The sequence below is a fragment of the Haloactinospora alba genome (assembly GCF_006717075.1).
In the GTDB taxonomy this organism is placed as follows: domain Bacteria; phylum Actinomycetota; class Actinomycetes; order Streptosporangiales; family Streptosporangiaceae; genus Haloactinospora; species Haloactinospora alba.
Genome location: NZ_VFQC01000001.1, coordinates 2,844,876 through 2,867,521, shown reverse-complemented (window position 1 = coordinate 2,867,521; position 22,646 = coordinate 2,844,876). Strand labels below are relative to the sequence as shown.

Here is a 22,646-nt window from a genome sequence, read left to right as displayed (position 1 = left end):
ACGTTCCTCCTTATCGCTGGTCGCTGTTGTGGTTGGATCGGGAGGCTTTGCGTACGGCCGTGGCCCGCCCCTGGACGGGCGGCGGCAAGGGCCGGGTGCGCAGCGTGAACGCAGGACTCAACGCCCCGTGGGTAACCAGGCGTGCGGCGGCTTGGAACCGCGCGAGGTGGCTTAGGTCGTGTTCGCTGAGTTCGGGATGGACGTGACGCTTCAGGTCGTGCGCGTCCTCCGGGGAGACATCGAAGTAGATCTTGGAACGGGCGTTGGCGCTTGTGGCCTCCCGCAGGTCGCGGGGGAGCTGGGCGAGGTCCTGGTGGGCGATCACCAGGCCGGCTCGGTAGGCGCGCGCTTCGGCGAGCATGTCTCCCAACCCATACGGCAACGTAAGGAAGTTCTGGGCCTCGTCGAGGTAGATGCCGGTGTCGCGGCGGTCGGCTTCACGCTGTCTGGCCCGGGAGAGCACGGCGTCCCAGGTCTGTGCCAACATCAGGGATCCGAGTAGGGATGCGGTGTCGTCGCCGAGGACTCCTTTGGGCAGGCGCGCCAGGACCACGGCGTCGTGATCGAGCAGTGTGGGCAGGTCCAAGGCATGGCGAGGGCGGGCGGCCAGCAGATCGCGCGCGAAATCCCTGAGCAGTACGGCCCGGAGCTTGTTAAGCAGGGGAGCGGTCGCGTGTGCGCGGGCTTGGTCGGAGAGGTTGTCGTACCAACGCCAGAACCCCGCCAAAATCCCGTTGTCGTCGAGGTCGGCGGTGGTGCGACGACGGAAAGCGTCGTTCTCCAACAGTTTGGGAACGTTGGCCAGACTCGCCTGTGGGGTGCCTGCCAGCGTCAGGCAGCACGACCTGAGGATGTCGTCGGTGCGTGGCCCCCACGAGTCGCGATAGATCCGGGAGAATACACCGGTGACCATATCGGCCACCCGTACCGGATCGCCTCCGCCCAGTACGTTCAAGCTCGGCGGAGGCGTGTTGTCCTCGGGATCGATCAGTACAACGCGGTCTAGGGCTTCCTCAGGAATCCGGGAGAGCAGCAAATCGGACTCACCTTTGGGTTCGATCATCACCAGCCCGCGACCTTTGGTGAGGTCGTCCAGCGCCATGCCCATGAGCAGAGTGGTCTTTCCCGTCCCGGTGCCGCCGATGATGTGGGTGTGCTGGCGGGCGTCGGCGGCGCGCTGGGCCACCGTTCGGTGTTCACTCTGTTCCGCTGTACCGAGAACCCTCGACTCCGGAGTGTCGAGTGCGACCTGCGGCGGGGGCGGAACGGGCCGGGCAGGGGCACGCTGAAGTCCCGGGACGGTCTCATCCAGCGGGAGATGGGCGATGGCGGCGAGCTCCCTGGCGGTGAGTAGATCGCCACGACCCATGGTTCGCCGGTGAAACCGCCACTTGGGCAATGCCCACACCCGGTGGCGCTGGTAGTAGTTATGGCCGCTGAACACGGACCAGGCCGCGGCCACGGCATGAGCGCGGCCCCGGCGACGCTGACGATCCTCAGGGGTAGCACCGGGTGAGGAAACCAGGTAGCGCACCGCGGTCTCCAACCTTGGTTGGGTGCTCTTCGTCAGGATCGCTTGGATCTCGCGTCCGGCCTCGGGACGCAGCGCTAACAACGACGCCGAACGGTGTCCGCCGGGGGTGAGGGCGTCGAACGCGCCACGGGTGGGGGTGTAGTCATAGCGCAGCGAGGCCGCCGCCTTGTTGGCGCGACGCAGCCGACGCCCGGTGATCGGGCGCACCCCTACCTGGACCAGGACCTCGTCGTCACCGGTAAGGTCGCCGGCCGCGCCGATCAGCGCCCGCAACGGGTCTTCGGCGAATGCCGTCTCGATGGGGTAGTGGTCGGGGCGGGCCAGACGCACCGCGCCCGCGTGGGCACGTACATCGTCGCGCGGTGGAGGAACCGGACGGGTGGACACCAAGGATCCGGGCCAAGCGGAGGTGATCGCGCGTTCGACCATCCCGCCAGGGACCGGGCCGGGCACCCACATGCGGATGCGTAGCCCTGTGATGCTCATGGCGCATTCCCACACCAGATGCGGCTGGCCCAACAGCAGACGCTTCCACCACGGGCGCAGCGTTCCCAGCATCTGCCGCCACAGGTCCTCAGCTCCCGACAGCTCGGATTGGGGCGGGGGAAGGATCTCCACCAGACGGGCCTGGGTGCGCCAACGCCATTGGCGTGCCCAGGTGAGCAGGTGGCTGGTGGTGATGATCCCGGCCGCCACCAGCGGGATGGTGATGGCGAGGGTGAGCCCATGGGCCATGACGAGGGCGATGAGAAGGTCGGCCAGAACGGTGGGGAGTTCGTCCAACCGGGGCAGCCAGGTCACAGGAATTCCTCCTCGTCCTCGATGCCGGTGTCTGCTGAGGCTTCCGGACCGGGGGGAGGGCTGTGTTCGGCGGGGTTGGTGGTGACCAGGGAGTGTTCGTAGTCGCTGGCGACTACGTGGAAGGCCACCCGCCGGTCTCCGCTGCACAGCAGCGCGTCTCCCGGTGCTGCGGTGAGCAGACGCTGCTTCTCTCCCTCGGAGAGAGCGAACGCTTCAGCGATCCGGTCGATGCTCTGGGGAAATTGGCGCATCAGGACCTGGGTGGCGGCGTTAGCCACCACGGCTTGGCCCAGTTCGGAACCAAGCACATCGGCGGCGTCCTGGGTGGCCACGGTTAGTCCGACCCAGCGCTTCCGTGCCGCTTTGGCAAGCCGGTACAGGAACTTCGCACCTTCGGGCTGTTGCATGAGCAGCCAGCCCTCGTCGACCAGCACCATGCGGGGGTGGTCCGGGGTGGTGTCGGCGACGGTGCGCCAGATCGAGTCCAGCGCAAGCAGCGTTCCCACGCCTTTGAGCTCCTCGGGAAGGGAGCGCAGGCTCCACGAGACGAGATGGCTGGTGGGCCGCCGGGTGGTGGGAGCGCGAAACAGTTCGGCATAGGAGCCACTGACGTAGGGTTCCAGCTGGAACGCCAGCTCGTGTGCGTGCTCGTCATCCTGGTTGCGCAGGGTGGCTACCAGGTCCCCCAATAACGGGGCGGAGTTGTTCCAGGTGCGTTCGTCGGCGGTGATGCCAGCGTTGTAGTACGTGGTGATAAGGGCGTGGTCCAGGGCTGCGCGTTGGCGCGCCGTGAGCTGTTCGCCCAGCATCACCGCCAGCAGCGTGTGCAGGAACAGGGCTCGCCGGGACACCGCATCGCGTGTGGCGTGTTCATCCAGTGCCAAATCCAGCGGGTTGAGGTGCACCCCCGGGGCGCCGAGTTGGATGACGGTTCCCCCGACCGCCTCGGTCAGGCGGGTGTACTCGTCCTCGGGGTCGATGACCGCCGCAGTGACACCGGCATACATCGACCGCAGCAGATCGGTCTTGCAGAAGTAGGACTTGCCTGCCCCACTTCGGGCGAGCACGACAGTGTTGTAGGAGTCCAGGCTCCAGCGGTCCCACAACACCACACCCGAGGAATCGGAGTTGAGGCCGTAAAGGACCGCGGTGGGTGAGGTCTCCACCGCCACGTCCGGGCTGGCGAACGGGTAGGAGGCAGCCAGGGCGTGGGTGTCCATGCTGCGACGCTGGTCCAGCAAGTCCACGCCCACCGGAAGGCAGGACACCCATCCCTGCAGCTGCCGGTAGGAAGCCGGTCGGGTTTCGACCAGCATGGAGGCACACAGAGACTGCAGGTGGGCGATCTCGTCGTCCAGTTCCTGCTCACTGTCCGCATGCACGGTCAGGTACAGACCAACGCGGTGGAGCTTGCTTTCGCCGCGGGCCAGGGCGGCGGCCATCTCGCGGGCGTCCTCGGCGGCAGCCTCGCTCTCGAAGTCCTCCAGCTTGCCGTGTTCGGCACTCGCGCGGTTGGAGGATTCGAACCGCGCCATTTGGCGTTTCAGCCGCGAACTGGCCACCTGGGGCGGCACCGGTTCGATGTGCAGGCTGATGTCCAGTCGGCCCGGATAGTCCATCAAGGGTTGTAGCCACCCGTGACTGACCTCGGCCGGATAGCCCGTCACTGCGAAGCTCGCGGCCAGACCGTCGGCGATACGCATGCGGCGTGGGGTGATCTCAACGTCGGTGTCCAGGGGGTCTGCTCCGGTACGTTCATCCTCCGGTGGTGTGAGGCGCTTGCCCAGCACTGTTCTCCTCCTCTCCTGCGGGCGGGCTCGTGATGACGGCCTCGGGTGAGGCGAGTCCCTGCTGTGCGGGAACACGGGTGGTGGGATGAGCGGCTGAGGACAGCACCGCGGCAACGGCTGGCCCGTCCAACACCACGGCACGACTGCCGGCACCAGCCAGGGCGCGGGCGGCATCCTCGGCGCGACGTTTCACCGTTGCCGCGCCGTGCCGTCCGGCACGGTCGGGCTCGCGCAGCACCAGCAGCACCTGGCGGTACAGCAGGTCGCGTGACTCGGCGAGGTCGGCGACGAAGGCCGCATGCTCACGCGCGGCCTGCTCCAGTGCCGGATGCGGCAGGGTCGGTGCCGCATGTTCCAGCCCGGCGACTATGGGATCCAGGTGGAGGGATTCGGCACGGATCAGGATCTGGACCCCACCTGAGTCCGCGAGGGAATTCACGAACCCGGCAAATCCGGCGACCAGAGCGTCTTGTTCCTGCTCGGTGCGCAAACCGAAGTTGACTGTGGAACAGGACAGAAGGATCGCGGTCCCCTCCTCACCCAGGTCCAGGGTTCCGTCATCGGCGATGGCCCGCAGCGGCAGGTCCAACGGGGCCGGCAGCGGCGGAGTGGTGGCGCTGATCCACGACGGAACCGTCTCCGAGGCGGCACGGGTTCGGCAGGAACGGCGCTTCGGGGAGCGAAGGAACCGCATGGCCGCTACCGCGAACCGGTCCAGGCTGAGACCGTCACGTTTTACCAATGCCGCGGCGACGCATCCCCCCAGAAGCGGCACTGCGATGGCCGCCAGCACCGGAAGCGGCACCACATCGCGCAGAGTGCTGGTACCGGCCCAGATCCCGAGGGCGGGAACTCCGATGATCACCAGTTGGCGCGCGGTGAGATTCGCCAGGATGGTGTCGTCACGTTCGACATCGGCGGGCATACGCACCCGCATTTAGGACCTCCCTTCGGGCCCGCGTCCCCAACGCGGGCGGCGCTGACGAGACCGGTTAGCGCTAGAACGCCGGTTGCGTGGCTGGTGCAGGCGCACCTGGGGACGTATGGGCTGTTTTCCTGCTCCGGCAGAGGCCTCTGACCGTGGTGAAGAGCGGGATGAGGAACCCGGCGGGTGCTGTGTGGCCCCACGTGGGGAGTCAGATCGCGAGGATCCCGACGTGGGAGACGCACGCTGGTGGTGGGAAGGGTGTGACTGGGCCCGCCGGGAGCCACCCCAGGAGCGTGACGTGTTGGCGGCGGAGCCTTCGCGGCGTTGGGAGTGGGAGAAGGCAGAGCCCGACGCCGCCGATCCGTTCATTTCTGAACCGGTGCCCGTCGGAGAAGGGCCAGTCCCAGCGGCTTTGGAGGAAAAAGCACCGGAACCGCGGGCGTTCGAGCGTCCCCTCGATCCTGTTGCTCCCGGCCGTGGCGCTGAGGAGTGAGCGGACGAAGAAGGGCGGGTGGAACCGGCAGGACCTTGGGGCTTCGGTGAGGGGCCTGGGGGAGTCCCTCGCGCGGTTGTCCCCCCTGAACCACTCGGGCCGCCCGAAGGCCGCCCCGAACGAAGCGCACCGGAACTGCCCGAGGCTCGCACCGCAGAGGCGACGTTACGGAAGATCAGCAGGCTCGCGGCGACCTTCCCTGCTTTCGTCAGCGGAGAGTTCTGGTACCCGAACACGCGTTTTCCGGCCCAGAACGGGATACGCACGAGCACGTAGAGGCAGGCGACCAACACTCCCAGGTCGATGATGGAACCGGCACTACCGAGAGGGTCGAACGCGTCCAGCCCTTCACGTTGCAGGAACAGCGTCATGACCACGCGCAGTGTCAACGCCTGAGCGATCTGCATGACGAGCAGGGCACCGATCGCACGCCACCACAGCCGCGCCAACCCCTCGGTCTGGGGAAGGGCGTGTGCGGCCAACGCCAGCGGGGCGGCGGCGGTGAGCAGAACCCACAGCATGATCCGGATGATCACGGTGAAGGTGAAGAAGAACCCGGCGAGGACGCTCATCAGCGCCAGCTGGAGTGTGATGAGCCCTTCAACCTTGGGGTTCTCCAGGATGCGCTGAATCGTGTTGGCGACAGCATCCGGGGATGCGGTGTCGCCGAGGACCGCGGCGCTGGTGGCGTTGCCGACTTGGGCCAGTTGCTGGCACAGGAACCAGCTGGCGTTGGCCGCGATGAACGCCAACACCAGCCGCGGCAGAACCTCCTTGATCCCGGCCGAGGTCTGGAACGTCTGGTGGCCCATCACCATCACACCGGCCGCGGTGACGATCAGAACGAACCCGGTATTGACCACGGCCAGCGCCGTCTGCCACACCGACTGCACCCCACTCGTAGGCGGGGTGCCCAGCATCAACCCGATGGCCGCTCGCACCAGACCAGCGTTAAGGAAATCGGTCACCACCCCCGATGCCCATGCGCTGAATGCCTGGATAACACGGCACTTGACGTTCCACGGCGCGCACTCCCCATCAGCCTCACCTGCCCCGGGGCCCTGACCGCCGCTGCCTCCACCCTCCTCGGAAGGTGGGCTGGGCTCCGGTCCAGGCTCTGGTGAGGGTTCCGGAGAGGGCTCCGGGCTGGGTTCGGGAGACGCGTCGTCGTTGTCGGCGGGTGGTTCCTCAGGGGAAGGCCCCGGTTCGGGCTCGGGTTCAGGCCGCTGGCCCTCGACCGGGACGGCATTCGCGGCACTGGTGACGGTCGCACCCGCCAGTGCCGGAGCGGAAGCGGCACCGGCGGCGGCAGCCACCGTTGCCATCAGGACCGCCAGAAGCCGCAGAACGGCACTCATTCCAGCCCCACGAATCCACGCAGGATCTCCACCAGCAATGGGGCCAGGACCGCGACCCCGTATCCCAGAGCTGAATATTTCAGGGTGTCTTTGGCTTTGCTGACCTCGCCGGGGTCCCCACCAGCGAGCAGGTAGCGAATACCGCCGATCGTCAACAGCAGCGTGGCCAGAGCCACCAGCAGGCCGACCACCCAGTTGCGGATGTTGGTGATGACCTCTTCCAGGTCACTCACACCGGGTTCCTCGACACCGTCCGCCAACACCGGCGCCGCGTCGCCCCCCACAACCACCGCAACGGTCACGAAGACAAGGGCGCCTATAACGCGAAAGCGATGTGTGTGCGTCTGCATAACCGTCACCTCGCATGACGCGGCGACGCGATCGTCGCCGCGGAACTGTGCGGATACGGGCCGGGGCGCACGCCGATTCCTCCTTTCCGATAAAAGCCAGAAACCGTGAGAGATCGATGACCACCGCGCCCCGACCCACCGTGAGCGGGAAACCCCTTCTCACCCCTCAAGAGGAATGCAGATCCCTGTTGCGCTCATCGCGCAGGAACATTTCTTCGTCCCAAGGAACGCGCCAGACGCTCCTCGGCAGCTTTACGCCAACGCCGTGCGGTGATGTAAGTCAGTCCCAGATCGTGTGCGGCCTGGGCCAGGGTCTGCGACTCCAACCGGCTGCGGGCGATGAGCTCGGCTTCCACCTCGGTCACCATCCCGGCGGCCAGAGCTTCGGCCAACACGCTGACCGGACCCCGCGAATCCCGCACGTGCCGTGTCGCCGGACGGTCCAGTGACTGCTGTGGAGAGAACCGCTGCCGGTCCCGGCGCGCGTGATAGCCCCAGCGGCACGCCGTGTTGGCCGCCGCGCGCCACAACCGCGTTCCCAACTCGGACTGGAGGAGATCCAAACGCCGCATCTCCTCCAACAGGGCGGCCAACATCTCGGCCTCCACATCAGCGACGTGGCCCCGCGGCACCCGTCCGAAGCGGGAACAGGCAACCACCAGCCGCGGCAGCATCGCCCCCGCAGCGACTACGGTCCAGTTCGCCTGCCCGGAACGCGACCGCCTCAGAACCCGGCGCCACAACGCATCGGTCACCTCCACCGGGCCGTCCCGCAAAGCTGTGACCACCGCACCAGCACCCAGTTCACTGGCATCAAGGCCGGACACATCCCCAGTGGGAAGTACGGGCTGCCCGGGGCCGGTGGTAAGTAGATCGATCGATTTCTGTAGAACAGCAAACGGTGACGCGGACACCATGATCGAACTCCCTTTGTCGTTTCGGGAGTCCCATCAAGACAAAAACGATTCTCCGAAAAATCGCACACGTTTCGCGCGAACCCATGCGAAGGATGGCGAGAAAGTGGAGAGTTCCGGGAGAAGGGAAAACGTGGCACGTGCCAAGACCGCCTGTTGTTCCGCCGGTCATACGCACTCGCCCGGCTTACGCCAAGCCTACGCCGGGCAAACGCCGTTCTCCGTTCAGGGTGAGCGCAACCGTCGGGATCGTTCCTCTTGATGGGGCGAGAAGTTCGATGGCCACAGCCGACACCAACACATGCACACCGGAAGCGAACGCCACGGCACCACACCCCTGCGGCTGCTACTACTGGACGGCACCCCCGGTGCCACGACACTGCTCGTTCTCGCCGCTCATGGTGCCCTGCCGCGGCCCGACGCCGCGCTCATCCCCGACACCGGCTGGTATCCCACCAGCGCCTATGAGTACTTGGACCGTCTGGCCCATCTGGCCACCGGCGCTGGCATCGAGGTGCTCTGGGCCGATGCCGGCGCCGTAACCGCGGCAACTGCATTCGACCCATCGACGTCCTGCCCGCTGCCGCTGCACACCCGCGCCCCTGATGGAACTCCTGGACGGCTTGCCAACGGTTGCGCCGCACGCCAGCGGGAAGCCATCGACGACGCGGGGCGCGACCTGCTCGGAGGTTCCCGCGCAGGCGTCGAGTTCGTCCTAGGGCTGTGTGCCGAGCAGGCCGACCTGGCCCACCCCGCCGCCGCTTCCTACCGCCGTAATCGTTATCCGCTGGTGGAACTGGGCTGGCGCACTGAGAACTGCCTCGCCCACCTCGCCCAGCACGACCTGGCCTATGTCCCCGACATGGCCTGTATCGGCTGCCCCAACCGCACCAATGCCGGCTGGGCCGAACTGCGTGCCACCGATCCGCAGGCGTGGCAGGAGGCCCTAGCTGTGGATGACGCCCTACGGAACCACCCAGCCACAGTGGTACCGGGCGGCATGCCACCCGGTACCACCGGCTACCTTCACCCGGCCCATCTCCCGCTGGCCGAGGTCGAGCTCGATGCCGCCACCGACGCCGGAACCGAAGCGTGTGTGCCACGGGCGTGCCGCGGCACGCGTTGTAGCCAGACGGTAGAGAACGGGGGCGGCACATGAACACGTTCACGCTGCCGCTGGTAACGCACCACCAACGCGAGCCGCACTCCTACCTCTCCAGCATCCAGAGCCGCGACACAGGCGGGAGGTGAGGCGTGATGCTGTGGATCGTTCCCGTATCGTTCCGTGACGCTGCCGCTTATGTCGCGATCTGGCACCGCCACCACTCCCGATCCCCGAGAGGACACAAGTTCAGCCTCGGTGTGGTCAACGCGGAAAACTACGTGGTGGGGGTGGCTATCGTCGGCCGGCCTATAGCCCGTGGCCTTGATGACGCGCGAACGCTGGAAGTGACCCGTCTAGCTACCGACGGCACGCACAACGCGTGTTCGAAACTGTACGGAGCGACATGGCGAGCCGCCCGCGCGCTGGGTTATGAACGCCTGGTCACCTACACCCATACGGACGAGAGTGGCGCTTCCCTGCGCGCGGCTGGATGGCGTCCTGCGGCAGTATTGCCTCCGCGGGAGGGCTGGAATCGTCCCGGTGCCGTTGCTGCCGGTGGCATCGCCCGAACCCGGTGGGAGGTGCCATGATCTCCACTAGCCATCGACACCGCAGCCAGCACTGTCGCGTCTGCCGCCTCGGCACAGAGCCTACTGGCACTTCCTCCGGTAGTTCTGCGCTGACCGGAAGCGCTACTGCCGCTCGCACTCACGCCACATCCTCTGCGAGCTCCGTTCGTACCGAGCGAATGCCACCACTCACCTCAGCCGCCGTCTGGGGCAGGGCGATCGGCAACAGACCCTCGGCTTCCGGAAGTGCGACATACGGCATCACGCGCTCTTACTGGGAGGTGAGGCCGTTATGACTAAACGGCCACAAAAACGCTTTGACCAGGTGAAACAGGGCGACGAACACAGTGGGAGCGCCTATCCTGACAAGTCCGCGCGCCAGCGCGGCGCAACCGGACATGGGTCGCAGACGCAACAGGTGAAGGTGAGGCCGGCCGAGTTCGTCGCTATGAGCGAGGCCCAACGGCGTGCCGTCATTGATGCTCTTGCCGAACTCCTGGTCGAGGCCCTCGAGCGTCACGACCACAGTTCCCGCGAATAGCGCTGGTGCGTACGCACAGCATGCTGTGCGTACGCACCAGCGTGAAAACCGAAGTGATGCCAAGCACGAGCGCTGCGTGTATGCCCCAACCAGCATCAGCGTGGCCGGTCAGAGACACAGCACCCCATACCGGCGGTCCCACCGGTCAGCTACTCCGCTGCTGGGCATAGGTGGACACTGTGCACGTCCCGGACATGCAGGAATACGTCAGCGCCTCGTCTCGATCGCGCCACACTTCCCGCGTGATCGAGAACACACCCCCCAATGAGGAGGTATGCCTGGATGCGGGTTGCTATTTACATTCGCATCTCTACCGATGAAGAGAACCAACCGTTCTCCTTGGAGGCCCAAGAGAACAAGCTACGGTCCTACATCTCCAGCCAAGACGACTGGCATGTGGTCCAGATCTATTCCGAACAGGCATCCGGGTCCGCTACGGAGCGTCCGCAGCTGAACAAACTACTAGCTGCAGCGCGCGCCGGACGCTTCGACCTTGTGCTGGTCTACCGAGTAGACCGCTTCTCCCGCTCTGTACGGGGTCTGGCCCAGCTCATGGACGAGCTCGATTCCGCTGGTGTCGTCTTCCGCTCGGCCACCGAGCCTTTTGACACCAGTGATCCGGCTGGGCGCATGATGGTGCAGATGCTGGCGGTCTTTGCCGAGTTCGAGCGTGCGACCTTGATCGACCGGGTCATCAACGGCATGGAACGCAAAGCTGCCCGCGGCGAGTGGTGCGGCGGTGCGCGTCCCTACGGCTACAGCATTGATCCGCATACCAACAAGCTCATCGTTAAAGAGGATGAGGCTGGGCTTCCCCCGCACATCTTCCAGATGTATACGCACAAGCGCTTGGGTGCAAAGGAGATCGCCAACCAGCTCAACGACCAGGGGCACCGCACCAAGACCGGCAAGCCCTGGAGTCGCAACTCCGTATTGACTGTGCTGCGCAACCGTGCCTACATCGGCGAGGTCTTCTTTCGTGGCCAGTACCACTCCGGCGCTCATCCTGCCTTGGTGGAGGAGAACGTCTTCGCCGCGGCCCAAGAAATCCTCACCGCACGCGGCGACGACCGTGCCAAACGCGCCGGAAACGCTTCGGACTACCTGCTGTCCGGGTGCCTCACATGTCCGGAGTGCCATAAGAACTACCTGGGGCATGCCGCGCACGGCAACAAGTACCGCTACCGCTACTACTCCTGCTATTCCCGGCTGCGTTACGGCAAGAAGACCTGCTCCTCCCAGCAGTTTCCCGCCGACCAGCTTGAACGCGCCGTCCTAGAGGCGCTGCTGGAGACCTACCAGCGCACCGACCTGTTTGAGGAAGCTATCGCCGAAGTCGCTCGCAGGCGCAGCGAACTGGCCGAGCATTACCGTGCCGAACTCACCAGTGTTGAGACCGATCTCGCCAACACCGAGGCCGCGATCGAGCGTTATCTGGCTGCCTTCGAGTCGGGAACCATGTCCGAATCCGTCTGCGGGTCACGGGTGAAGGAGCTCGCTGGCAAGGCTGCTCAGCTGCGCGACCGCCACGGCGAACTCGCCCGCCTGTGCTCACAGGAAACAGAAGCAGCACCAACCCAGGAGGAACTTGCCGCGATGCGCGACCACATCCACCACGCTGTCACCAACGGCAGTCCGCCGGTCGTCAAGAATCTTGTCCAGAGTCTGGTCGCCGAGGTTCGCATCACCGGCGAACGCACCGTACAGCCGGTTTTCCGCATACCGGCCAACGACAGTATGCAAGCTCACGATCACCAGACGCAGGTTCGCCTGCTGTCCGGAGGGGTGCCCCCTGGAGGATTCGAACCTCCGCACACGGCTCCGGAGGCCGGATGGTGTCACGTTGTATTTTTGGCCCTGACCTGCGGAGAACTTCCGTTTTCGGTATCGGGAGCGGGGCGGTGTTCCGTACATATTCCGTGGTGGTTGGGGGAGCGGTTTCGCCACTACGGATGCTGTACCAGGGCTCTTCCTCGGGCCTACCCGTTTTTCTTGTGTTCCCCTGTTGTTGCCGCGAGCCTGCCGAGAGCGGTGCGGGCGGTCAAGGATGACGCGTAGCGTCACCGCGTAGCGGCGCGAGCAGCGTCCTTGACGGCCCGTGCCGCGTCGGCATGATGGAGGGCGGCAACAGGGGAACGCCGCCTGGCGTATTCGTTGGTGCTGGCGGCACCGGGCGGTGTGGAGTTCTTGCTATAGGCCGGTGTTGGGGGCCGGTCGGGACCGGGCGGCAGCCCGCAGCTCGACCGGCCCCCACCTGTAGGTCAGCGGCGGCGCGAAGCGCCGCCGCCTTGATCCCATATAGCCCAATTCGGCAACGTTTTACGTGTTGATCTTCAGAAGCGCTTGCATCGTTTCGACTGGAGTGACGCATCGGAACCCGGTGTCATCATCGAGCATTTCGGATGAGGCATCGTTGAAGGTTGCTGGTTCTACCCGAAAGAACGGGCTTGTGAAAGCACTTCCCTTCAGCTCGTATCGTCCCGGTGTCGACTCGGTGGCACACCACTCCCAAACGTTTCCGCACATATCGTAAATCCCGTATGGACTTACTCCGCTGTGGTATCGGTCAACCGGTGTGGTGCTACGGATTTCGTTTTCTCGGACATTGCATTTTGCAGGTGTTTTTTGACTTCCCCACGGAAAGGAATCACCTCTGGTTCCTCGTGCGGCTTTCTCCCACTGTTGACTTGTGGGAAGGGATTTTGTTGACCATTTAGTATAAGCTACAGCGTCATCCCAGGTTACGAATACAACTGGATGCTCGTAGATGGCGTCCGAAAATTTTTCGTCATTCCAATGTTGAGGCTTTTTATGACCTGTTGCGGCAACAAAACGAGAGTAGTCGGCGTTTGTTGTTGGGAAAACGTCGATATAGAAGGCAGGGAGATAAACAGGCTTATTGTCTTCTCCGGACAAGTAGACTCCAGCGTCTACAAGCGCCATAAGCTTTCCATCGACAGGATGTCGAATTTGGTGAGGCTCATCCGTGGGTATCGGCGCTACATCTATCTCTGCCTCTTGCTCCTGGTCCTCTTCATTTTTCTCCGTTGAGTCGATCCCAACGAGGTTGGCGAACCTAGCTTGCACGTTAGCGTCTGAAGCGGCTAGAGATGAGTCGAGAGCCTGCTGGTTCACGGGACGAGGGTGGATATCCTCACCATACTTTTCCCATTTGGATACCATGCGTTCGCTAATTCCAAGATGCGCAGCGAACGCGCGAATACTCATCCGTTTAGCCTCGCGCAGGGCACGAACTTCCTGTCCGGACCAAAGCTGGACGGTAGTGCTGGGCATTCAATTTTCCTGAATATACGGTATGATTTAAGAACTTAGATCCGCTCTGTTGGTATCTCTTCGTACTCTTTCCGAAGAGATTCGAATATTTCGTGTTCCGCTGGAAAATTAACGCCGTCGATCGCGGTTACAGGCCGCACTCCAACCGTTGTGTTTGTTGCAAACACGGCTTGTATTCTTTCAAGGTCTTTGAGGCCAACCGGAGAAATTACTGTTTTCTCGTGGACTTGTTGGAGAAGGCGCATTGTAACGCCAGGAAGGACATCCGAGTCTGGCCAGACGACATTTTCTCCGTCAAAGAATGCAATATTCCATGTTGCGCCTTCAGATATGTAGGAACTCTGGTCGACGAATAGGGCATCATCGAACCCGTTCATTTGAGCATTTCGGCGATGCCTTATCGCGCCAAATAGGCCGATATGCTTGACTAAGGGCATATCCCTTACGTACGTGGCTGATTGCACTTGGAGCGGAGTTGCCGGCAGTGCCATCGCTGGTCGGGTCGTTATCAGTACATTCGGATTGGATGACTTTCCAGGATTTCCTAATTGTATTTCTGGATCGAATACAGTGATTCGCACAACAAATGCCCCGTCCTGGTTGCCAATGGAATGGCGAACGAGTTCGCGCACATAATCTCTGTCGAGTTCAGTTCCGAATACTTCCAGAGAATCTTTGGCAATACGTTCCATATGGTGGGAAAGTCCGCGAATGTGCTGGTTGTCCACACGCATAGAGGTGAAGTGGCCGTAGTTGACCAACGCGAGCGTCTGTAGGTCCTCAGGCGTGACCGGTTCGCCGTTAAGTTCTGCCATGGCTCCAGTCTGTCACTGGGTCACGGACCGCTGACAGGCGCTGAGTGCAGCAAAAGTTCAGCACTGAGGCAGCAGCACGACATGGGAAATACCCCGCCTTCACTCGGATCCTTGAGTACATGAGCAACACGCGAGCCGTCGAGAGGTGCCGTTCCTGCCGAGGTCGGGGGCGTAAGAGTGTGCGGTCACGAAAGCTCGTGGTGATACAGCCAAGGTCGGGGACTCCGGTGAAGGTTCGTTTTGTCCCTTGCTCCGACTGTCAGGGTTCCGGAACGGCTGCCGCGTGATGCTGCACACATAGCCCCCGCGACGGAGCGGCCGTCCGGGGGCGCGGTCCCAACCTGGTCAAGGCAGGTGGAACGATGACAAGGCTAGTTCCTCCCTACTCGGGATCAGATTCGACCCCGTATGACACACCGTCGTATGTACGGTCGTATGTGCTGGTCCATGAACGATGCACCCAGGCATGTGAAGACGCCTGCTGCGAACAGTGCTGCAACGCTGCCCTAGCCGCTTGGGACAGAGCGGAGAGTGCGCGATGAACCGTGACACTGATCCACTGTTGGCGCTCTTGAGGAAACGCTACGGCGAGCATTGGGACATTCGTCGTACTCAACATCTGTGGATCGCAACGGCTGTCGACCCAGAGGCCGATCACGCACCTACGGTCATCGAAGAGGACTCGGACGCCTTCATGCGTCAGTTGGACAATCCTCCCGAGCGGATAGGCGATGCTTCGCCATTGTCGTCTCTGTGGATAGAAGGTCGTTTGGTCCAGCTCCGTGACGGTGTGTACTTGGCGACACGCGTTCGGTAGCAATCCGGTGCTGTGCGGCACGATTGCCTTGTCTCAGACCGGACGGTGGTTCCTGTTGCGTCAGGTTCGTAGGCCGAGTCCATCCCAAACGGGTGACGAACCAAGGTAGAAGCAGTATGCTACTTGTCCAGACAAGTACTAGAGTCACCGGGCGGTTGTTATGTCGGGCCTAGGGTTCGCTCCTCCCAAATACGTTCAGATCATCCACGCAATCCAAGAGCGCATCGAAGACGGCACTTATCCCGCTGGCGAGATGCTGCCCTCGGAAACGCGAATGGTGCGGGAGTTCGGAGCGGGCCGTAGCACTGTCGTACGGGCGCTTCAGGTGTTGAGTCTGGAAGGCTGGATCGAGCGCGAACACGGCCGGGGGTCCTTCGTCAAGGGTGTCCCGACAGAGTCGGTGGAACGCTCACATGCGGGCGCAACAGCCTTCGACTCCGCTGAGAGTTCCAAAGACAACAGGATCCTCCAAGCGGGTCGTTCCGTCACGCCTCCCGCTATCGCCACAGCATTGGGTGTTCCCACAGGTTCACCGGTCATCATGCGTCAGCGGGTCATTCTGGACAGGGACGAACCAAGCGAACTGGTCACTCTATGGTTCCCGCTGGACGTAGCTGACGGAACGGACCTCGGCCAGACCGAACTTATTGGTATCGGTGCCAGGGAACACCTCCAAGCAGTCAAGCAGCTACGTCCCGCTCGGGTTTGCGAACGTCTGTCCGCACGACAAGCGACCGATGATGAGCAAGCGAACCTGAAGCTGAATACAGGGACACCGGTATTGGGAATCCTCGCCCGAGTCCTGGATGCCTCGGATAACGTCATCACGGTCGCCGACATCGCCCTACCCGGTGACCTGCATGAACTAGAGGACAGCTACCCCGCTTCCTAGAACCTCTCCAGCCTCGTCGGCTTAATCACTTGTGCGAACGAGTTGAGTTAGCTAAGGTGCAAGCACACTCGTTCAGACAAGTACTTGAGTGTTCGTTGAGAGATGAGGTTCTGATGGCTATTCAGGGTGCGTTGCCGGTGGAGTTCGGAACGGTGTTCCCGCACGGGGCCTACGCCCTGGGAGTGGAAGCGATCACCGACTTTGAGACCAAGCGCCAACAGACCGACAAGACCTCGGGGCTGCCGCTGTGGGCGGTGGAGGTCATCGACGCCGACCCGGAGGCCCGGGGCAAGGCCAAGAGCGTGAAAGTCAAGGTCGCCGCTGAGGTGTGCCCGACCCTGCCGGACGAGGTTCCGGGGTTGCCGTTCCGTCCGGCCGAGTTCGAACAGATGTCGGTGATGCCCTATGTGGACGAGTCGGGCCGGCGCCCTCGGGTGGCCTACTCGCTGCGGGCACGCGGGGTGAAAGCCCCCAACGCCTCGGGGCGCAAGGCTGCCTCGGCCAACGCGGGCGCTGCCAAGGACGCCGCCTGAGAACACACGCGGGGCGGCCTGGTGCGCCAACACCAACGGCCGCCCCCAACCCCTCATTCACGGTCGCCCAACCAGTGAAAACGAAAGAGGTAGAGCACCATTATGTCTGATCAGCCCCACGGTTCACCCCGTGCGCGTGAGATCTCGCGGTTCCTGGCGGAACTGCGCTCACGCTCCCAGCGTCCGGTCGCAGCCTCCGATCAGGACAACGCAGACCTGCTGGCCTGGAAGACCAGCCTGTTGGAGCGCATCGCTGATGCCAGCGAGGACCCGCACACGCACGTGGTGGCGGCCTCGGCTCGGGCGGATCTGGCCGCCTACCGGGCGCGCAACGCGGCGCTACGGGCCGAGTACCAAGCCTCCCTGTTCGAGGTGCTGGGGGGTGACTCGTGATGCTGCGCGACCGCAGTGCCGGAAGTGCCCAAGTACAGCCCACCACCCCTCTTCCCGCGCACGGGGTACGGTTCACGACCCCGGTGGTGGAAACGCCGGGCATCGTCATCGTGTCCCGGTGGGTCTATCGGCTCCTGCGCCTGGTGGTGCTCACCCCCGTCCGGTTCCCGATCGCAACCGCCCTGCTGAGTACCGGTGCCATGGTCGTTTCCGTCTGGGGCTGGATCCCGCTCGCTGCGGGGATACTTCTCGCTGGCGTGGGATTGGGGGTGTGGTGGTGGTACTGGCCCGCCGTGTTCCACCGCCTGGTCGTGCTGCGCAGCCTGGCGTGCTGGCGCTGGCTGTGGGTGTACCGGCGTCACTGGCAACCCGTGCTCGTGGTGGCCGGACTGGCCGAGTCGTATCAGGAACGCCACTACCTGCCCCGCATCAAAACCGTGTCCTGCACCGCCTGGGCGGACCGAGTGCGCATCACCCTGGTACAGGGCACCACTCCCAGAGACCTCGAAGACCGGGTGACCGAGCTCGCCCACGGGTTCCAAGCGCCCTCGTGCCGGGTCTACACGCGCGGGCCGCGCGACGTGGTGTTGGAGTTTCCCCGCCGCGACCTGTTGGCCAACCCCCTGCCGGCACGCCCCGTCCCGGATCAGGTCGACATGGCCGCTCTCGAGGTGGGCCTGTGTGAAGACGGGACCCCGTGGGACCTGCGGCTGCACGGCACCCACGTACTCACGGTCGGAGTGACAGGTTCGGGCAAAGGCTCGGTGCTCTGGTCGGCCATCCGGGCGATGACTCCGGCCATGGTGGCAGGGACGGCGCAGGTGTGGGCGATCGATCCCAAACGCATGGAACTGTCCTACGGCCGGTCTCTGTTCGCCCGCTACGCCGACACCGCTGAGGCGGCCGTGGACGTGTTGGAGGCGGCCGTGTCCGAGATGCACGCCCGGGCGGATCGCTACGCCGGAATCCGGCGCACCCACACCCCCACAGTCGAGGACCCGTTCATGCTCGTGGTACTGGACGAGGTCGCCTTCCTCACCGCCTACCACCCCGAGAAAGACATCCGCCGCCGGGCCGAGAACGCCATCGCCACGTTGACGTCGCAGGGGCGTGCGGTGGGGGTGTGCGTGCTGGCCGCACTCCAGGACCCGCGCAAAGAGGTCATGAATCTGCGCAACCTGTTTCCCGACAAGGTTGCCCTGCGGCTGGACGAGGCCAGCCAGGTGGACATGGTGCTGGGCGATGACGCCCGCGAACGCGGCGCCAACGCCCACCTCATCGACCCCAATGTTCCCGGGGTGGCCTTCGTCCGCATGGAGGGCTCCCCGCTGCCGGTACGCGTGCGGGCCGCCTTCGTCAGTGACGACGACATCGAGGCTATGGCGAACGAGTACGGAACTCGTTCTCTGCACCCGGTGCCGGATGTGGAGGTGGCCTGATGCCGAGTCCGACCGGCAAAACCACACGGGCCGAGCGCCAAGCCCAACCCCTGGCCAAAGACGTCGCCGAACAGGTCGCCACCGACAACGGGGTGTGCATCCGTCCGGTCTCACTGCGGCGCACCAACCTGGACACCGGTGCCTCAGAGATCGTGGATGTGCCGTGCGGCTCCACGTTGGACAGCCAGTGTCCGGCCTGTGCGGCTCGTAAGCGTTCCCTGCGGCGCAGCCAGTGCGAAGAGGGCTGGCACCTGGACGAGGAACCCACACCCACTCCGGATGATCCCTCCGACCTCCAGCGCTGGTGGGTCGAATACCGCGCCCGGGCCACGGCCCGCCGTGACGATCTCGCCGCTTCCGGTAGTGCCGCACCGGAGGAACTGGCTGAACTCGATGACGCCATGACCGCCATGGATGAGGAGATCACCGCCACCGGGCTGCGCGGCTCGGTCTCACGGGGTGCTTCTTCGGGTGGTTCCTCCCCACGGCGTACACGCTCGACGAAACGCCGCAGCGACGTTCCCGACCTGCCCAAACGCCCCATGGCTCGCAGAACCGTGGGCCGTAGTTTCCAGGACAGTGCCACGGGCACGACGTTTCGCCCGTCCCTGTTCCTCACTCTGACCCTGGATTCCTACGGGCGGGTGCGCTCGGACGGCACCCCAGTGGATCCCGACACCTACGACTATCAACGCTGCGCGCGCGACACACTGCACTTCTCCAAGCTCATCGACCGGTTCGTGCAGAACCTCCGTAGGGTGGCCGGGTTCGACGTGCAGTACTTCGCCACCGTGGAACCCCAAAAACGCCTCGCCCCGCACCTACACATGGCGATCCGGGGCACCCTGCCCCGGGCCGAACTGCGCCAGATCGCCGCGGCGACCTACCACCAAGTCTGGTGGCCCCACGCTGAACAGGTCGTCTACGACAACGATCACCTTCCCCTCTTCGACGAGGACACCGGAAACTACGTCGACCCGGACACGGGACAGGTGCTGGCCACCTGGGAACAGGCCCTGGACGTGCTGGACGCCGACCCGGAGGCCGAACCTATGCACGTGTGTCGGCTGGGTCCCCAAGTGGACGCCAAAGGCGTGGTGGCCGGCAGTGGTGATGCCAACCGGTGCGTGCGCTACCTGGCGAAATACCTGACCAAGGACATCGCCGAGTGCCACCCGGTGACCACCGCCGCCCAACAGCGCCACGTGGACCGCTTCATGGACGCCTTGCGGTTCGAACCCTGCTCACCCCGGTGCGCGAACTGGTTGCGCTACGGCATCCAACCCCAGAACCCCACAGCGGGCATGCAACCGGGCTTCTGCCGGTCCAAAGCCCACAAGCGCCAACACCTGGGCTATGCCGGCCGTCGGGTGCTGGTCTCGCGCAAATGGTCGAACAAGACCCTGGCCGACCACAAAGCCGACCGGCTGACCTGGGTGCTGCAAACCCTCGGTGTGGATCCCACCAACCCCGACCCCGACGACGACACCGGCTCCGAGACGACCTCGCACCCGGGTGCTCCGGTTCTCTCGGCAACCACCACCAACGAGCACTGCGTGTGGGAACTCGCCAAACCCACCGATCCGGACGTGGCACCCCGCGAACACCGATTACTCCGGGCCGTGGGCGAGCGGCTCAACCGCCGCGCCCACCTGGACACCGTTCGGCAACACCACCATTCGGCAACGGAAAGAGCCGCATGACTACCGCGACCGTCCCCCTGCGTAAGAACGATCGTCTTATGACCGTTTCGGAAGTACTGGCTGAGCTCGGTGGAGTACCGCGCCGAACTTTCTACCGGTGGCGTGAGGTTGGTCACGCTCCTTGTGGCATCAAGCTTCCCAACGGCGAGCTTCGTTTCTGGAAGAGCGACGTGGAGGCATGGCTACTGACGCTCCGGGAGGATGCCGCGTGAACTCCTATGATGTGCGCTTCTGGTCGGTCAAGACCAATCGGAAAAAGAACCCCACGACGGGGAAGAGCCAGGTGACCTCCCATACGGTCCGCTGGACCGTCGCTGGCCGTGAGAAGTCCCGGACGTTCAAGAACAGGGAGGGGGCCAAGAACTTCCTTTCTGATCTTCGCCAGGCGGCGAAGAGCGGAGAAGCCTTCGACGTCAGTTCGGGTCTTCCCGACTCGTCGCTGCAGGGGCCTACGGTCACATGGTTCGAGCACGCGCTTTCGTACGTAGACCACAAATGGTCCAGATCTTCGGCAAAGGAGCGGATCTCTGTAGCGGAAGGACTGACCGCCGTAACGCTCGCCCTGGTTAAGAGCACTCAGGGAGCGCCGGACGGCACTGTGCTTCGTCGTGCGTTGCGCCGCTGGTCGTTCAACGTAGTGCAGCGTGACGCACCCAAGCCATCGGAGGTTGAAACGGCACTGCGCTGGTTGGAACGTAACTCGTTACCGCTCACAGCGTTGGAGGATCCACGAACGGTAACGGCGGCGTTGGATGCCTGCGCACGCAGACTCGATGGCAAGCCAGCCGCTCCGGAGTACTACCGCCGCCGTCGACGTGCCTTTTCCGGGGCGTTGAAGTACGCGGTTCGTCTCGACCGGCTCCGGAGCAATCCGCTCGACGACAAGAAAGCCGAGGACTGGAAACCCCCTACGGTAGTCGCGACCGTCGATCGCCGGAGGGTAGCTAATGCCGATCAGATACGGAACCTTCTGGATGCCATCGGGAACGTTGGTAGTACCCAGGGTCCGCGACTGGTGGCGCTGTACGGATGTATGTACTACGGCATGCTCCGGCCGCAGGAAGCTGTCTCTCTTGAGGGGAAGTCCTGTGAACTTCCCGAGGAAGGATGGGGAGCGCTGGACTTCGAGGCTGTTTACTCGGCAGCGGGCAAAGAGTGGACCGATGCTGGTGAGGTCCACGAGGAACGTGGGCTGAAGGGAAGGCCGGTCAATACTCGTCGTCGTGTCCCGATCCCGCCTGTTCTCGTATCCATGCTGCGTACGCATATCGAACAGTACGGTCTCGCTTCGGACGGTCGGCTGTTCCGCACATACACAGGAGGGAAGTACCAACCCTCCACGCTGTGGCGGGTGCTGCAAGTAGCCAGGGAAACCGCCCTCACAGAAGATCAGGTAGGTTCACCGCTGGCTTCCACCCCGTACGACTTCCGGCACGCTGGGATCTCGCTGCGGTTGAACGCCGGCACTCCTCCGGCGCTGGTCGCGGAGTGGGCCGGACACAGTGTGGAAGTGCTGTACCGGGTCTACGCCCATTGCTTGGACGGTGATGACGACCGTTGGTTCGGGCGCATCGAAGACGAGATGGGGTAACGCGGAACCCTTCTCAGAGGACGAGTTGCGATACCCGTAACCTGCAAAGACGTGCCCCTCACCCGTTCCGCACATATTCCGGGAACACGCGCATGCGGCTACGGTGAGCGGCATACCGCTGCATACGAGAGAAGACCCCGCGATCAGCTTCATAGCTGGTCATCCGGGGTCTTCGCTGCTCTCGCAAGGGTGCCCCCTGGAGGATTCGAACCTCCGCACACGGCTCCGGAGGCCGTTGCTCTATCCCCTGAGCTAAGGGGGCGCTGCGCTGAGAACCATCCTAGCAGGGGTCGCGGGGTGGTTCGTGCATTCCGCCCGTGTTCCGGAATCCGCCAGCGGCAGGGGCTGGATGCGGCTAACCTCGCGGGCGTGAGTGAAACGCTGGCACGGGTACTGGTCGTCGAGGACAACGACGTGATACGGGATCTGATCACCGTCAACCTCGAGCTGGAGGGCTTCGAGGTGCACACGGCCGTCGACGGCCACGAGTGTCTGCGCCGGGCGAGTGAGGTCGGGCCGGACGTGGTGACGCTCGACATCATGATGCCCGACCTGGACGGGTGGATCGCCGCATCCCGGCTGCGGGAGGCCGAGGAGACCCAGGCAGTGAAGATCGTGCTGATCACCGCGCGGGCCCAGGACGACGACCTGCGGCGCGGCCGGGAACTCGGGGTGGACGCCTACCTCACCAAACCGTTCGATCCCACACAGCTCGTTCGCGTCGTGCGCGACCTCGCCGGGGTCGGTTGACGCCGCCGATGCCGGACCACACGACGCCCCGGAACG

The 22,646-nt window shown here is 64.1% G+C and carries 19 protein-coding genes and 1 tRNA gene; 10 read left to right on the top strand and 10 right to left on the bottom strand.

Features of this window, described 5'->3' with window-relative positions; genetic code table 11:
• Nucleotides 1-10 precede the first annotated feature (10 nt).
• The 6 genes from FHX37_RS12855 to FHX37_RS12830 form a co-directional block, all read right to left on the bottom strand.
• Nucleotides 11-2,335 (bottom strand): type IV secretory system conjugative DNA transfer family protein, encoded by a 2,325-nt coding sequence (locus tag FHX37_RS12855; protein ID WP_141924114.1) that lies wholly within the window; start codon nucleotides 2,333-2,335, stop codon nucleotides 11-13.
• Nucleotides 2,332-4,125, bottom strand: coding sequence for a VirB4 family type IV secretion system protein (locus tag FHX37_RS12850; RefSeq protein ID WP_246062269.1), 1,794 nt, complete (start codon nucleotides 4,123-4,125; stop codon nucleotides 2,332-2,334). The genes FHX37_RS12855 and FHX37_RS12850 overlap by 4 nt, the downstream gene beginning before the upstream one ends.
• Nucleotides 4,091-5,062, bottom strand: coding sequence for a PrgI family protein (locus FHX37_RS12845; RefSeq protein WP_141924113.1), 972 nt, complete (start codon nucleotides 5,060-5,062; stop codon nucleotides 4,091-4,093). The genes FHX37_RS12850 and FHX37_RS12845 overlap by 35 nt, the downstream gene beginning before the upstream one ends.
• Nucleotides 5,063-6,904: a hypothetical protein gene (locus FHX37_RS12840; protein ID WP_141924111.1), complete on the bottom strand. Its 1,842-nt coding sequence runs from the start codon at nucleotides 6,902-6,904 to the stop codon at nucleotides 5,063-5,065.
• The gene (locus tag FHX37_RS12835; RefSeq protein WP_246062268.1) at nucleotides 6,901-7,137 is read right to left on the bottom strand and encodes a pilin; all 237 of its coding nucleotides are present in this window, start codon (nucleotides 7,135-7,137) and stop codon (nucleotides 6,901-6,903) included. The genes FHX37_RS12840 and FHX37_RS12835 overlap by 4 nt, the downstream gene beginning before the upstream one ends.
• A gap of 311 nt (nucleotides 7,138-7,448) precedes the next feature.
• Complete coding sequence (locus tag FHX37_RS12830; RefSeq protein WP_141924110.1) at nucleotides 7,449-8,081, bottom strand: hypothetical protein; 633 nt, start codon at nucleotides 8,079-8,081, stop codon at nucleotides 7,449-7,451.
• Between the two features lie 388 nt (nucleotides 8,082-8,469).
• Between FHX37_RS12830 and FHX37_RS12825 the strand changes: the two genes are divergently transcribed.
• Together FHX37_RS12825 and FHX37_RS23980 are read left to right on the top strand one after the other, a co-directional pair.
• A complete protein-coding gene (locus FHX37_RS12825) occupies nucleotides 8,470-9,327 on the top strand; it encodes a hypothetical protein (protein WP_141924109.1) in 858 nt (285 codons plus the stop codon).
• A 98-nt stretch (nucleotides 9,328-9,425) separates the two neighbouring features.
• Nucleotides 9,426-9,863, top strand: coding sequence for an XF1762 family protein (locus FHX37_RS23980; RefSeq protein ID WP_342777614.1), 438 nt, complete (start codon nucleotides 9,426-9,428; stop codon nucleotides 9,861-9,863).
• A gap of 250 nt (nucleotides 9,864-10,113) precedes the next feature.
• On the opposite strand, the gene FHX37_RS22875 is transcribed toward FHX37_RS23980, so the two are convergent.
• Complete coding sequence (locus FHX37_RS22875; protein WP_170181573.1) at nucleotides 10,114-10,362, bottom strand: hypothetical protein; 249 nt, start codon at nucleotides 10,360-10,362, stop codon at nucleotides 10,114-10,116.
• Between the two features lie 303 nt (nucleotides 10,363-10,665).
• Between FHX37_RS22875 and FHX37_RS12815 the strand changes: the two genes are divergently transcribed.
• Nucleotides 10,666-12,441: a recombinase family protein gene (locus FHX37_RS12815; protein ID WP_170181572.1), complete on the top strand. Its 1,776-nt coding sequence runs from the start codon at nucleotides 10,666-10,668 to the stop codon at nucleotides 12,439-12,441.
• 261 nt (nucleotides 12,442-12,702) lie between these two features.
• Here FHX37_RS12815 and FHX37_RS12810 read toward each other — a convergent pair whose 3' ends face one another.
• Together FHX37_RS12810 and FHX37_RS12805 are read right to left on the bottom strand one after the other, a co-directional pair.
• Complete coding sequence (locus FHX37_RS12810; protein ID WP_141924107.1) at nucleotides 12,703-13,677, bottom strand: SUMF1/EgtB/PvdO family nonheme iron enzyme; 975 nt, start codon at nucleotides 13,675-13,677, stop codon at nucleotides 12,703-12,705.
• Nucleotides 13,678-13,712: 35 nt separating this feature from the next.
• Complete coding sequence (locus FHX37_RS12805) at nucleotides 13,713-14,492, bottom strand: aminotransferase class IV family protein (RefSeq protein ID WP_141924106.1); 780 nt, start codon at nucleotides 14,490-14,492, stop codon at nucleotides 13,713-13,715.
• Nucleotides 14,493-15,469: 977 nt separating this feature from the next.
• Between FHX37_RS12805 and FHX37_RS12795 the strand changes: the two genes are divergently transcribed.
• The 6 genes from FHX37_RS12795 to FHX37_RS12765 all read left to right on the top strand — a co-directional run bounded on the left by FHX37_RS12795 (nucleotide 15,470) and on the right by FHX37_RS12765 (nucleotide 21,860).
• Nucleotides 15,470-16,201: a GntR family transcriptional regulator gene (locus FHX37_RS12795; RefSeq protein ID WP_141924104.1), complete on the top strand. Its 732-nt coding sequence runs from the start codon at nucleotides 15,470-15,472 to the stop codon at nucleotides 16,199-16,201.
• A gap of 113 nt (nucleotides 16,202-16,314) precedes the next feature.
• Complete coding sequence (locus tag FHX37_RS12790) at nucleotides 16,315-16,734, top strand: plasmid replication, integration and excision activator (RefSeq protein ID WP_141924103.1); 420 nt, start codon at nucleotides 16,315-16,317, stop codon at nucleotides 16,732-16,734.
• 102 nt (nucleotides 16,735-16,836) lie between these two features.
• Nucleotides 16,837-17,127: a hypothetical protein gene (locus FHX37_RS12785; protein ID WP_141924102.1), complete on the top strand. Its 291-nt coding sequence runs from the start codon at nucleotides 16,837-16,839 to the stop codon at nucleotides 17,125-17,127.
• Nucleotides 17,127-18,566 (top strand): FtsK/SpoIIIE domain-containing protein, encoded by a 1,440-nt coding sequence (locus FHX37_RS12780; protein WP_141924101.1) that lies wholly within the window; start codon nucleotides 17,127-17,129, stop codon nucleotides 18,564-18,566. The genes FHX37_RS12785 and FHX37_RS12780 overlap by 1 nt, the downstream gene beginning before the upstream one ends.
• Nucleotides 18,566-20,269, top strand: a complete 1,704-nt coding sequence (locus tag FHX37_RS12775) for a replication initiator (RefSeq protein WP_141924100.1) — start codon at nucleotides 18,566-18,568, stop codon at nucleotides 20,267-20,269. Before FHX37_RS12780 ends, FHX37_RS12775 begins: the two co-directional genes overlap by 1 nt.
• A gap of 208 nt (nucleotides 20,270-20,477) precedes the next feature.
• Nucleotides 20,478-21,860: a tyrosine-type recombinase/integrase gene (locus FHX37_RS12765; RefSeq protein WP_211351819.1), complete on the top strand. Its 1,383-nt coding sequence runs from the start codon at nucleotides 20,478-20,480 to the stop codon at nucleotides 21,858-21,860.
• 190 nt (nucleotides 21,861-22,050) lie between these two features.
• Here the strand turns inward: FHX37_RS12765 and FHX37_RS12760 are convergent.
• Nucleotides 22,051-22,122: transfer RNA gene (locus FHX37_RS12760), tRNA-Arg, on the bottom strand.
• 107 nt (nucleotides 22,123-22,229) lie between these two features.
• Between FHX37_RS12760 and FHX37_RS12755 the strand changes: the two genes are divergently transcribed.
• Nucleotides 22,230-22,610 carry a response regulator gene (locus FHX37_RS12755; protein WP_246062267.1) on the top strand — a complete coding sequence of 127 codons (381 nt, stop codon included), beginning with the start codon at nucleotides 22,230-22,232 and terminating at the stop codon, nucleotides 22,608-22,610.
• The last annotated feature ends 36 nt before the right edge of the window (nucleotides 22,611-22,646 follow it).

What these genes read in the sequence shown, in the direction of transcription:
- FHX37_RS12815 (WP_170181572.1), top strand. Translation starts at nt 10,666, where the DNA reads ATGCGGGTTGCTATTTACATTCGCATCTCTACCGATGAAGAGAACCAA.
- FHX37_RS23980 (WP_342777614.1), top strand. Translation starts at nt 9,426, where the DNA reads ATGCTGTGGATCGTTCCCGTATCGTTCCGTGACGCTGCCGCTTATGTC.
- FHX37_RS12805 (WP_141924106.1), bottom strand. Translation starts at nt 14,492, where the DNA reads ATGGCAGAACTTAACGGCGAACCGGTCACGCCTGAGGACCTACAGACG.
- FHX37_RS12840 (WP_141924111.1), bottom strand. Translation starts at nt 6,904, where the DNA reads ATGAGTGCCGTTCTGCGGCTTCTGGCGGTCCTGATGGCAACGGTGGCT.
- FHX37_RS12785 (WP_141924102.1), top strand. Translation starts at nt 16,837, where the DNA reads ATGTCTGATCAGCCCCACGGTTCACCCCGTGCGCGTGAGATCTCGCGG.
- FHX37_RS12790 (WP_141924103.1), top strand. Translation starts at nt 16,315, where the DNA reads ATGGCTATTCAGGGTGCGTTGCCGGTGGAGTTCGGAACGGTGTTCCCG.
- FHX37_RS12780 (WP_141924101.1), top strand. Translation starts at nt 17,127, where the DNA reads ATGCTGCGCGACCGCAGTGCCGGAAGTGCCCAAGTACAGCCCACCACC.
- FHX37_RS12810 (WP_141924107.1), bottom strand. Translation starts at nt 13,677, where the DNA reads ATGCCCAGCACTACCGTCCAGCTTTGGTCCGGACAGGAAGTTCGTGCC.
- FHX37_RS12795 (WP_141924104.1), top strand. Translation starts at nt 15,470, where the DNA reads ATGTCGGGCCTAGGGTTCGCTCCTCCCAAATACGTTCAGATCATCCAC.
- FHX37_RS12845 (WP_141924113.1), bottom strand. Translation starts at nt 5,062, where the DNA reads ATGCGGGTGCGTATGCCCGCCGATGTCGAACGTGACGACACCATCCTG.
- FHX37_RS12825 (WP_141924109.1), top strand. Translation starts at nt 8,470, where the DNA reads ATGCACACCGGAAGCGAACGCCACGGCACCACACCCCTGCGGCTGCTA.
- FHX37_RS12775 (WP_141924100.1), top strand. Translation starts at nt 18,566, where the DNA reads ATGCCGAGTCCGACCGGCAAAACCACACGGGCCGAGCGCCAAGCCCAA.